General features: G+C 37.0%; 14 protein-coding genes and 3 tRNA genes. All 17 read left to right on the forward strand.

Translation table 11 applies throughout. The features are described 5' to 3' along the window. Window positions 1–56: 56 nt before the first annotated feature. The 17 genes from ACZ2V4_RS07455 to ACZ2V4_RS07535 all read left to right on the forward strand — a co-directional run bounded on the left by ACZ2V4_RS07455 (window position 57) and on the right by ACZ2V4_RS07535 (window position 10,436). A complete protein-coding gene (locus tag ACZ2V4_RS07455; protein WP_490514686.1) occupies window positions 57–314 on the forward strand; it encodes a hypothetical protein in 258 nt (85 codons plus the stop codon). After that, window positions 241–540, forward strand: coding sequence for a PH domain-containing protein (locus tag ACZ2V4_RS07460; protein WP_490514681.1), 300 nt, complete (start codon window positions 241–243; stop codon window positions 538–540). The genes ACZ2V4_RS07455 and ACZ2V4_RS07460 overlap by 74 nt, the downstream gene beginning before the upstream one ends. Further along, window positions 530–2,041, forward strand: a complete 1,512-nt coding sequence (locus tag ACZ2V4_RS07465; protein ID WP_490514682.1) for a PH domain-containing protein — start codon at window positions 530–532, stop codon at window positions 2,039–2,041. The genes ACZ2V4_RS07460 and ACZ2V4_RS07465 overlap by 11 nt, the downstream gene beginning before the upstream one ends. Beyond that, window positions 2,025–2,546: a PH domain-containing protein gene (locus ACZ2V4_RS07470; protein WP_420493980.1), complete on the forward strand. Its 522-nt coding sequence runs from the start codon at window positions 2,025–2,027 to the stop codon at window positions 2,544–2,546. The genes ACZ2V4_RS07465 and ACZ2V4_RS07470 overlap by 17 nt, the downstream gene beginning before the upstream one ends. Next, complete coding sequence (acpS, locus tag ACZ2V4_RS07475) at window positions 2,488–2,844, forward strand: holo-ACP synthase (protein ID WP_101141634.1); 357 nt, start codon at window positions 2,488–2,490, stop codon at window positions 2,842–2,844. Before ACZ2V4_RS07470 ends, acpS begins: the two co-directional genes overlap by 59 nt. A gap of 25 nt (window positions 2,845–2,869) precedes the next feature. Further along, window positions 2,870–4,012, forward strand: coding sequence for an alanine racemase (gene alr, locus ACZ2V4_RS07480; RefSeq protein ID WP_490514683.1), 1,143 nt, complete (start codon window positions 2,870–2,872; stop codon window positions 4,010–4,012). 60 nt (window positions 4,013–4,072) lie between these two features. After that, a complete protein-coding gene (locus ACZ2V4_RS07485) occupies window positions 4,073–4,213 on the forward strand; it encodes an antitoxin MazE (protein WP_099482357.1) in 141 nt (46 codons plus the stop codon). Continuing rightward, the gene (locus ACZ2V4_RS07490) at window positions 4,214–4,564 is read left to right on the forward strand and encodes a type II toxin-antitoxin system PemK/MazF family toxin (protein WP_101141631.1); all 351 of its coding nucleotides are present in this window, start codon (window positions 4,214–4,216) and stop codon (window positions 4,562–4,564) included. It begins immediately after the preceding gene. Between the two features lie 57 nt (window positions 4,565–4,621). Beyond that, entirely contained in the window at window positions 4,622–5,620 is a 999-nt protein-coding gene (locus tag ACZ2V4_RS07495) for a PP2C family protein-serine/threonine phosphatase (protein ID WP_458620304.1), read from the forward strand. A gap of 80 nt (window positions 5,621–5,700) precedes the next feature. Continuing rightward, the gene (locus ACZ2V4_RS07500; RefSeq protein ID WP_101141627.1) at window positions 5,701–6,024 is read left to right on the forward strand and encodes an anti-sigma factor antagonist; all 324 of its coding nucleotides are present in this window, start codon (window positions 5,701–5,703) and stop codon (window positions 6,022–6,024) included. 4 nt (window positions 6,025–6,028) lie between these two features. After that, window positions 6,029–6,472 carry an anti-sigma B factor RsbW gene (gene rsbW, locus ACZ2V4_RS07505; RefSeq protein ID WP_101141625.1) on the forward strand — a complete coding sequence of 148 codons (444 nt, stop codon included), beginning with the start codon at window positions 6,029–6,031 and terminating at the stop codon, window positions 6,470–6,472. Window positions 6,473–6,476: 4 nt separating this feature from the next. Then, window positions 6,477–7,244 carry an RNA polymerase sigma factor SigB gene (gene sigB / locus ACZ2V4_RS07510; protein WP_219493140.1) on the forward strand — a complete coding sequence of 256 codons (768 nt, stop codon included), beginning with the start codon at window positions 6,477–6,479 and terminating at the stop codon, window positions 7,242–7,244. Between the two features lie 76 nt (window positions 7,245–7,320). After that, the gene (locus ACZ2V4_RS07515) at window positions 7,321–9,456 is read left to right on the forward strand and encodes a Tex family protein (protein WP_490514684.1); all 2,136 of its coding nucleotides are present in this window, start codon (window positions 7,321–7,323) and stop codon (window positions 9,454–9,456) included. Beyond that, complete coding sequence (locus ACZ2V4_RS07520) at window positions 9,446–9,886, forward strand: SprT family protein (RefSeq protein WP_219493136.1); 441 nt, start codon at window positions 9,446–9,448, stop codon at window positions 9,884–9,886. Before ACZ2V4_RS07515 ends, ACZ2V4_RS07520 begins: the two co-directional genes overlap by 11 nt. Window positions 9,887–10,048: 162 nt before the next feature. Continuing rightward, a tRNA-Glu gene (locus ACZ2V4_RS07525) sits at window positions 10,049–10,120 on the forward strand. Between the two features lie 136 nt (window positions 10,121–10,256). Next, window positions 10,257–10,339, forward strand: a tRNA-Leu gene (locus ACZ2V4_RS07530). A gap of 23 nt (window positions 10,340–10,362) precedes the next feature. Continuing rightward, window positions 10,363–10,436: transfer RNA gene (locus ACZ2V4_RS07535), tRNA-Gly, on the forward strand. The last annotated feature ends 95 nt before the right edge of the window (window positions 10,437–10,531 follow it).

A 10,531-nucleotide genomic window follows, 5' to 3' on the forward strand; every position in this document is an offset into this window, starting at 1 on the left:
TTTGTTTGTAGGTCTTTCTATATCTTTGGTATAATTTTGAAGAATGGAGGTTGCTCATGTACGAGATTGATTTAAATAATTTTCAACCACAAGCTGCTGTTAAATATATGTATGTAAAAGCGATAATGCTATTTATATTATTCACTGTCATTTCCGGGGTGATATATTTTGTGATGCATAAATACTTGACGATTAAATATGATTTTTTAATTTTTAATTTTTATATTATTGCTCTATCCGTTGTACAAGCTTATTATTGGTGTCAGACTTCGCCAAAAATATACGAAGTATCAATTGAATCGAGTAACGCTTGAACTATCCAGTGGGGCATATTTTACGGAACGTATGGTATTACCTGTCGATATTATGCAGTCTGTTTGTATTAAACGTGGCTGGTTAATGCAGAAATATCGATTAGCACAAGTTACAGTATATACTCGCGGAGATAGTAATGTGATGCCGTTGATGTATGCTGATGATGCAGAGCTAATTGCATCACAAATTATAGAGAGAATAAAGGAGATTCATTATGAACAGTAAACATACCCTCCATTATTCGACGTACTTATCAAACGCATTAAAGGCGATAAAGGAGAATTTATTTTTAATTGGGATTGGTTTATTCTGGATTGTTCGTGATGGATTTACGCTAGATGCGATTCAGAATAATATGTTTGCTGTATTTATGCTGATTATTACATTGATTAATATCATACTCCGTATTATTGAAGCACGTATAACGAAATACTGGATCGAAGATGATAAATTATTGCTGGAAACAGGAATCATAAGTAAGAAGATTAAAGAGATCTATATTGGAAAGATACAGACGATTGATACGAATGCTGGTCTTGCTAATCAAATTCTTGGCGGAGTTATTATGCAGGTGCGTACAGCAGGTGATGGTATTGAACTAAACAGTATTTCTAAAAGTGAGGCTGTGCGTCTGAGTAATTTCTTAACCGAGCGTAAACGTCAATTGAGAAGTGATGCGGTAGAGTATGATGAGTCTGTTATGTCAGAGTCAGTTGCAGTTGACCATCAATTGAACGGGGATAATCGATTTGAAGTGATATATCGATTGGCGTTTAAAGACTTGCTCTTTATGAGTGTGACGAGTAGCGGCATGTTTACGGTCATTGCAATTATACTCGGTCTGTATTCACAAATCGATGAAATTATTCCGCTGGATGGTTTCTTAAATCCTGTTAAAATGTTAATTGGTGAAGGTTATGGGTATGTTATAGGTCTTTCTATAGTATTGCTAGTGATAAGTTATATTATCGGCATCTTCGTTACAGCTATAAAGTATCACCGATACACTGTGCGTTACGATGGTGAAGTGATCAACGTAAACTATGGATTGTTTGAACGTATCGATAAGTATATCGTTTTGAAAAATATTCAAAGTGTCAAAGAAACACAAAGTTATTTCAGAAAGTTGTTTAATAAGACAAAGTTTACTGTGGTTACTACAAGTGAGATGAAGGGTGAAGAAGAAATCGGTAATGACGAAATAGAGTTATTGCCATTTATTTCATATGATAAAGGGTATGAGATTGTCTGCCGACTCCTGCCTTATAACTTTAATGCTGTGAATCATGTGATTCCAAAGCGTAGTATACGCAGGTACTTTCAAGTTTCCTGGTTGTTTATTATTATCATTATGAGTGTGATTCAGTATTATTGGTTTGATTATGCCTGGATTATTGGTGTAGTACTTCTTGTATTAACATTTATTACTGCGATCATTAAGTACAAAAATTCAGGTTATGCGATTATAGATGACGAACTTTCAATCAGTAACGGTGGTTTATTATCAATGACAACAACATATATCAAAGAGCGTAATATAATAAGTTTAAGTGTCAAGAGTACACCGTTTATGAATAAAGCAGATTTACGTAATATTGAAGTTGATGTGGCTGCAGGGATGCTAGGGAGTACGACTGCTCTTGACTTTATAGAACGAGATGATGCGGCACATATATATGAATGGTTTATGGCGAAGGAGCGTAGTGAATATGAAGCAGATGCATAAAAGTAGTATAAAGGTTATGCGCATAGGTGCATTCATTCAAGTAATGATATTTGCGTTTATAATTGCAATATTTTATTGCGTTACGTGGTACTTTGCCCTGCCAATTTCAAACATTGTATTTATCGTATTGGCAGCGCTGCTGTTACTCGACATCGTGTGGTATATAGTGTCAAAGCCAATCTTAGTTTATCGTGCAAATTACTATGACATTGGTGATGATGAGATTGTGCTATTAACAGGGATTTGGAATAAGGAGGAATTGATTGTACCATATGTTAAGATTCAAAATGTTGAAACTGAGCAAGGACCAGTAATGAAAAGATATCATTTAAAATCATTGACTGTGCATACAGCTGAGAACGGTCTTTCGATACAGCTGATTCATGAAGATGAAGCATCTATACTTAAAACATTGATCAATCAAAAAATGAGAGAAGTGGAGAACGATGATAAAGGGGATAGGGACAGATATATTAGAAATCAGCAGGATGAGTCAATATATTGATAATGACAAGTTTTTAACGCGTATATTACATCCTGATGAACGCGAACGATTTGATACGTTCCAATCTGAAAAAAGAAAAGCTGAGTATCTAGCTGGCCGTTTCTGTGTGAAAGAAGCGTATGCTAAAGCACTTGGAACAGGAATTGGCAAACTTTCTTTTCATGATATATGTTGCTTAAATGATGCGGCAGGAAAACCATATATAAAAGGTAATACGAATGCGCATGTCAGTATTGCACATACAGATACAATTGCCACAGCCTATGTTATTGTGACAAATGGAAATGTGATACTATAGATGTATTATAAATAGAGGTGAGCATATGAGTGATAGGTATTATCGTCCGACATTTGTAAACGTCAATCTAGACGCAATCCGCAGTAATTTTAAGGATATAGAAAAGCTGCATCCAAATAAGACAGTAATTGCGGTAATTAAAGCGAATGGTTATGGATTAGGTTCAGTTAATATTGCAAAGTATTTGATGGCATCAGGAACTGAGTTTTTTGCAGTTGCTACACTTGATGAAGCGATAGAACTCCGAATGCATGGTATTAAAGCAAAGATTTTAGTGCTTGGCGTAGTAGACCCCAAACATATCAGGCAGGCTTCCAGACATCGATTAGCTCTTACTGCACCAGATGCAAAGTGGGTTGAAGATGCAAGTCGTTATATAGAGGCGGAAGATAAGCCGGTCTGGCTGCATATAAAAGTGGACAGTGGAATGGGGAGAATTGGTGTGCAGACAAAGCAGGCATATGATGCGGCTGTCGATAAAGTGGCTGCAGTTGAACAATTTATCTTCGAAGGTGTGTTTACACATTTTAGTTCTGCAGATGAGGATAATACGCTTACGGAATGTGCGTATGATAAGTTCCTAGGCATTATTAATGACAATAAGCCACAATATATCCATTGTCAGAACAGCGCAGCAACATTGCGCTATGACTGTTCAGAATGTAATGCTGTAAGATTAGGTATTAGTCTTTATGGTTATTATCCGTCCGAATTTATTAGAGCTGTCAGTAACGTGAAGCTACAACCAGCAGTGCAGCTGGTCTCTACTGCTTGTTTCATTAAACATATCAAGTCGGGTGATACGGTAAGCTATGGCGCTACTTACACTGCGCAAAGCGACCAAGTTGTTGCAACGTTCCCGATTGGGTATGCTGATGGTCTGCCTCGTGCGATGCAAGGTTATAATATAAATTTAGAAGGTACTGAAGTTCCGATTATCGGTCGCGTATGTATGGATCAGATGATGGCACGCGTACCAGACGATACACTATTAGGTGCACAATGTATCATAATTGATGATAACGCTGATAGCAATCAGTCATTAGAGCGTGTTGCACAACAACTCGGGACGATTACTTATGAAGTGCTTACATCTTTAAGTCGCAGGCTACCAAAACGATACTATATCGCAGATGATGTAGAAGTATATAATGAACTTATGAAATAACTGTTGTCATTTAATCGCTTTTTGATAAAATGTAAGTAATCGGACGATGGAGGTAAAGATATGAGCCAGAAGCTGGAACAAATGCTGATAGAAGGTTATCAATCAATGGCAGAGATAAATTTATCGATAGCATCAGAACATTATGTATTAGAATGTGAAGTTACTGATAACTATCAGACATATACCTTTGATGGTGAATAGATGAAACGCGGAGATGTTTATTTAGCTGATCTGTCACCAGTGAAGGGGTCTGAACAAGGCGGTAAACGCCCCGTCGTTATTATTCAGAATAATATTGGGAACAAACATAGTCCTACAGTGATTGTAGCAGCAATTACTGCAAAGATTAATAAGGCGAAAATCCCCACCCATGTTGAAATTGGCAAGACAACGCATCGCTTAGAAAAGGATTCGGTAATACTGCTGGAACAAATTAGAACCATTGATAAGAATAGGTTGATTGATCATTTAACTGTGCTTGATAAGGCGAAGATGAAAGAAGTGGATACTGCACTTATAATTAGTTTGGGTTTATCAATCGATAGTGAATAGACTTTAGGAAATACCTAAAGTCTTTTTTTGTGAAAGAGAGGGAATGGGATGCGTCAAATTGAAAAGATAGTTTCAAGATATATTGATATATTGGAGACATATATTACGACACGTGATGAAAAAGATCTAGAACCATTACAAGCATTGAGCTTTGAGGCAATCGAACTCGATATCTCTCCGGAAGAAATTGTGATGCTTCATAAAGATTTAATTAATGAGAAATCATATAGTGCAATCGAACAACAATATGGTATGGATGTTCTTACAGAAATGATTATAGGGTTCGGATTTACGTATCGAGATTATAAGGCGCTCGTTAAAGTGATGGAAGCACACGACAAAGAGATGGATGTAGCGGCAAGTCTTCAATCAACAATGTTGAAGACCCAGATACCACATCTGGATAAGATTGAAATTGGAGCAATCAGCGTCCCGGCTCACCGAGTTAATGGGGACTATTTTAATTTAATCGACCATAAAGATGGGACGATGAGTTTCGCAGTAGCTGATGTTATCGGTAAAGGGATTCCTGCTGCACTTGCCATGAGTATGATTAAATTTGGAATGGATTCGTATGGTCATTCCCAGTTGCCAAGTGATGGCTTAAAGCGACTGAATCGCGTAGTCGAGAAGAATATAAACCAGAATATGTTTGTGACGATGTTTTATGGATTGTACGAAGAAGTGAATAATAAATTTTATTATGCATCTGCAGGTCATGAGCCGGGTCATATATATCGAAGTAAGACTGATAGTTTTGAAGAGTTGTCTGCACGAGGTCTTGTACTTGGCATACATCCTTCTACACGCTATGAGCAAGAAGAAATCGATATCGAAATTGGAGATATGGTCATTGTATTCACGGATGGTGTTTCTGAAATACGTAAGTTAGATGGAGGGTTTATTAACACCAATGAATTATTAAGTCTAATTGGTAAGTATAAGGACTTGCATCCACAAGATATCGTGCAAATTGTATATGAGGAGCTTCTGAAGATTGGAGATCCTAAGAAAAAAGATGATTTAACGATATTAATCATAAAAAGAATAAAATAACGGTTTATAATTTTTAGTTTTGGGTATTTCTAACAGAGAATATACAAAAAATAATATCTCATAAAGTAGGGAGAAAAGCTATGAATTTAAAGATAGATACAACAGAGCATGACGCTTATTATGAAATTAATGTAGCGGGTGAACTGGATGTTGCGACTGTACCAGAATTGCAAGAAGTTTTAATTCCAATCAGACAGCAAGGGACACATGATATTCATCTACGTATTGATGAAGTAACTTATATGGATAGTACAGGACTAGGTTTATTTGTTGGAACGTTGAAAGAACTTAATAAAAATAATAAAGAGTTATATGTATTAGGTGTGAACAAACGTATAGAAAGATTATTTGACATCACTGGTTTAAAAGATTTAATGCATGTAAATCAACCGGTGGAGGGGTAATTTTATGGAAAGATATGATTATGTTGAAATGAGATTTCCTGCAACTGCAGAATACGTAGGGCTTGTCCGTCTGACATTATCAGGGATATTAAACCGTGCGGGTGCAAACTATGACGAGATAGAAGATACAAAGATTGCGGTAAGTGAAGCGGTAACAAATGCTGTTAAACATGCTTATAAAGATGATGTTCAAGGAGATGTGCTCGTTGGTTATGTTATCTTTGATGATAAAGTAGAGGTTATTGTATCTGATTCAGGTACAAGCTTTGATTATGAACGTACGAAATCAGAACTTGGACCATATGAAGAAAATGAGAATATTGACTTTATACGCGAAGGTGGCCTCGGCTTGTTTTTAATCGAGTCATTAATGGACGAGGTAAACGTAAAGAAAGACAGTGGTGTCACAATTAGTATGACGAAGTATATAACGGAGGAGCAGGTGTAGCCTGATGGGTAGTGAGAATTATAATGATGTAACACCAGAAGAGATTAATGCATGGATTAAGTTATATCAAGATACCCAGGATGAATTTGCACAGCAAGAGCTCGTGCTGCACTATCAAAAACTAGTTGAGTCGTTAGCATATCGGTACTCCAAAGGACAAAGTCATCATGAAGACCTTGTTCAAGTAGGTATGGTAGGATTACTTGGTGCAATAAATAGGTTTGATGTTACCTTTGAAAGAAAGTTTGAAGCTTTTTTAGTACCTACAGTAATCGGAGAGATTAAACGCTATTTACGAGATAAGACATGGAGTGTCCATGTGCCGCGTCGCATTAAAGAGATTGGACCAAAGATTAAACGTGCTACAGATGAATTAACGAATGAACTTGGTCGGTCGCCTAAGATTATCGAAATCGCGCAGCGCATAGAAGCAACCGAAGAAGAAGTGCTTGAAGCGATGGAGATGGGTCAGAGTTATAATGCGTTAAGTGTGGATCATTCGATTGAAGCGGATAAGGATGGCTCAACAGTTACGTTGCTTGATGTAATGGGCAATACTGAAGAAGGTTATGACTTGACCGAGAAACGTATGATTCTTGAGAAAGTATTACCGATTCTGTCAGATAGAGAAAGAGAAATCATTCAATGCACATTTCTTGATGGCCTAAGCCAGAAAGAAACGGGTGAGAAGATAGGCTTAAGTCAGATGCATGTCTCACGTCTACAACGTACTGCGATTAAGAAACTACGTGATGCGGTACAAAACAGCTAATATATAACAAGCTGGAACGCACTGTTCCAGCTTATTTTTTATGTTAAAATTAATATATTATTTCGAGGAGGCTATTATGGAACAGCATGTTATTAATTTAATTCTAGAAAAACTACCTTATAAGAAAGAGCAGATTACTTCCGTATTGAAGTTACTGGAAGAGAAAAATACTGTTCCGTTTATTGCGAGATACCGTAAAGAAGTAACAGGTGGACTAGATGAAGTGGAAATAAAAGACATTGAAACAGAATACCGCTATATGGAAAACTTGCAGAAGCGAAAAGAAGATGTTGTGCGTTCGATTGAAGAGCAAGGGATGCTTACAGATGAATTAAAGAAAGAGATAATGGAACAGACGAAACTGCAGCGTGTGGAAGATCTATACCGCCCGTTTAAACAGAAGAAAAAGACACGTGCCACAGAAGCGAAGCGTAAAGGATTAGAACCTTTAGCGAAAGCGATGCTTAATTATGAAGATATTGATAAAAAAGCAAAAGATTTTATTACAGAAGAAGTCACTACTGTTGAAGAAGCGATGAATGGTGCGATTGATATTATTGCAGAGAAGATTTCTGATGAACCGAAATATCGTGCATTTATTTTAGGTTATGTTGAAAAAAACGGTGAAATTACAACTTCAAAGAAGAAAAAGGCAGAGGATGAAAAAGGCGTATTCGAAATGTATTACGAATATAGTGAACGTATCAATAAAATTGTGCCGCATAGAATACTTGCCATAAATCGCGGTGAAAAAGAGGATGTACTTAAAGTAGATATCTCGGTTGATGAAACGGCGATTGTTCGCTACTTAAGAAAACAAATGATGGAGCGAGAAAGTATATACATAGCCCGTGCAATTGAAGAAAGTTTAAAGCGATTAATCCTACCTTCTATTTATCGAGAAGTTCGAAATGAATTAACGGAGAAAGCTGAATCACAAGCGATTGAAATCTTTTCGGTAAATTTAGAGAATTTATTATTGCAGGCACCATTAAAAGGTAAGATGATTCTTGGGTTAGATCCAGCATATCGTACGGGGTGTAAGTTGGCGGTCATTAATCCATTCGGTACATTTGTTGAGAAGAGCGTAGTATATCCGCACCCTCCGGTTAGTGAGAAAGACAAAGCGAAGAAAATCGTATTGAATTTAATAAAAAAGCATAATGTTGAGCTGATTGCAATCGGTAACGGCACGGCAAGCAGAGAGTCAGAGCAATTTATCGCTGAGATTATAAAAGAAAATAATTTAGAGACGAAGTATATCATTGTAAACGAAGCAGGTGCATCTGTATATTCGGCAAGTGATCTGGCACGAGCTGAATTTCCGGACTTCCAGGTAGAAGAGCGAAGTGCTGTATCCATTGGTCGTCGTGTACAAGATCCGTTGTCAGAACTTGTAAAGATTGATCCGAAGTCAATTGGGGTGGGTCAATATCAGTATGATGTCAATCAGAAATCGTTAAATGAAGCACTGACATTTGTAGTAGAAACTGCGGTAAATAAAGTCGGAGTTAATGTGAATACAGCATCGGCACCATTATTACAGTATGTATCAGGTTTATCTAAAAGCGTAGCAGAAAACATCATCAACTATAGAATCGAGAATGGACCAATAAAACATCATAAAGAAATTGCGAAGATTAAAAGACTTGGCAAGAAGACGTTTGAACAAAGTATTGGCTTTATGCGTATACCTGATGGAGAAGAGCCGCTTGATAACACAGGTATTCACCCTGAGAGTTATAAAGCGACTTACGCATTGTTAAAGAAATTATCTTTGACTGCAGATGATCTAGGAAGCGATAAATTAAAAGGAAGTATTATTAAAATAGATGTACACAGTACAGCGGATGAACTTGGTATCGGTGCGCCGACGCTGGAAGATATCATTACTGCGTTGATGGCGCCAGGAAGAGATCCACGTGAAGACTTTGAGACACCACTACTTAAATCTGATGTGCTTTCTATAGAAGATTTAAGAAAAGGAATGAAATTATCAGGTACAGTCCGTAACGTTGTTGACTTTGGAGCGTTCGTTGACATTGGTGTGAAGCAGGACGGCCTTGTACATATTTCTAAGCTCTCTGACCGTTTCGTAAAGCATCCGACAGATGTAGTATCTGTTGGTGATATTGTTGAAGTATGGATAGAAGATATTATGCATGATAAAGGTAAGGTTGCACTTACAATGATAAATCCTGATGGAAAATAAAGCGCTGCAATCACTTGTACAGGGTATTTCTCTTGAATACTTTAATAAACCATTTCTGCATCAAGCAGTATTTAATAACAGACTACGTACGACAGGCGGGCGCTATATGCTTCAAAATCATAATATAGAAATTAGTATGAAGCAGTTCGAAGCGTATGGTGAGGAAGCAATCATTGACATTATTAAACATGAACTTGTACATTATCATCTTCATATAGAAGGAAAGGGTTACAAGCATCGTGATAGAGACTTTAAACAGCTAGCGCAACAAGTGGGAGCACCTCGTTTTTGTAATCCTTTGCCGGATGCACATTTTAAATACCTTTATAGGTGTAAAAGGTGCAATAATGAATTCCCCAGAAAGAGGCGGATGTCGATTCATAAATATCGCTGCAAGTGTGGTGGGCAGTTGAAAGAAATATTAAATTGAAAGATTATAAAGCAAGAAAGGTCTAATTTTGAGTAGATATTACTCGAAATTAGACCTTTTTCTATCTTGGGATATGTAAAATTTACACTTTTTCATTTTATTATAAAATAGTGTTGACTTTATTAATAAAACGTTATAAGATTAATATCGTTGTTGAAACAAGGCCCCTTGGTCAAGCGGTTAAGACACCGCCCTTTCACGGCGGTAACACGGGTTCGAATCCCGTAGGGGTCACTTTTAATAATTAACACTCTTAATAACAAATTAATAAAGTTAAAAAAACTTTTAAAAAGTTGTTGACTTATTAATGAATACGAGATATAATAAATCTTGTCGTTAAAAGAGATAAACAAGTGAAACATGCCAACGCGCGATCGTGGCGGAACGGCAGACGCGCTAGGTTGAGGGCCTAGTAGGAGTATTCCTGTGGAGGTTCAAATCCTCTCGGTCGCACTTACTTTTAACCAATTATATATGCGGGTGTAGTTTAGTGGTAAAACCTCAGCCTTCCAAGCTGATGTTGTCGGTTCGATTCCGATCACCCGCTCCATTTACTTTTACGAATGAGAAATGAACATTGAAAACTGAATGACAATATGTCAACGTTAATTCCAATAATTTGAGTGATTAAGTTCACTCCCAAGA

This window comes from Macrococcus sp. CoH-51_TC_04, assembly GCF_058188655.1.

What these genes read in the sequence shown, in the direction of transcription:
- ACZ2V4_RS07455 (WP_490514686.1), top strand. Translation starts at nt 57, where the DNA reads ATGTACGAGATTGATTTAAATAATTTTCAACCACAAGCTGCTGTTAAA.
- ACZ2V4_RS07465 (WP_490514682.1), top strand. Translation starts at nt 530, where the DNA reads ATGAACAGTAAACATACCCTCCATTATTCGACGTACTTATCAAACGCA.
- ACZ2V4_RS07470 (WP_420493980.1), top strand. Translation starts at nt 2,025, where the DNA reads ATGAAGCAGATGCATAAAAGTAGTATAAAGGTTATGCGCATAGGTGCA.
- acpS (WP_101141634.1), top strand. Translation starts at nt 2,488, where the DNA reads ATGATAAAGGGGATAGGGACAGATATATTAGAAATCAGCAGGATGAGT.
- alr (WP_490514683.1), top strand. Translation starts at nt 2,870, where the DNA reads ATGAGTGATAGGTATTATCGTCCGACATTTGTAAACGTCAATCTAGAC.
- ACZ2V4_RS07485 (WP_099482357.1), top strand. Translation starts at nt 4,073, where the DNA reads ATGAGCCAGAAGCTGGAACAAATGCTGATAGAAGGTTATCAATCAATG.
- ACZ2V4_RS07490 (WP_101141631.1), top strand. Translation starts at nt 4,214, where the DNA reads ATGAAACGCGGAGATGTTTATTTAGCTGATCTGTCACCAGTGAAGGGG.
- ACZ2V4_RS07500 (WP_101141627.1), top strand. Translation starts at nt 5,701, where the DNA reads ATGAATTTAAAGATAGATACAACAGAGCATGACGCTTATTATGAAATT.
- rsbW (WP_101141625.1), top strand. Translation starts at nt 6,029, where the DNA reads ATGGAAAGATATGATTATGTTGAAATGAGATTTCCTGCAACTGCAGAA.
- sigB (WP_219493140.1), top strand. Translation starts at nt 6,477, where the DNA reads ATGGGTAGTGAGAATTATAATGATGTAACACCAGAAGAGATTAATGCA.
- ACZ2V4_RS07515 (WP_490514684.1), top strand. Translation starts at nt 7,321, where the DNA reads ATGGAACAGCATGTTATTAATTTAATTCTAGAAAAACTACCTTATAAG.
- ACZ2V4_RS07520 (WP_219493136.1), top strand. Translation starts at nt 9,446, where the DNA reads ATGGAAAATAAAGCGCTGCAATCACTTGTACAGGGTATTTCTCTTGAA.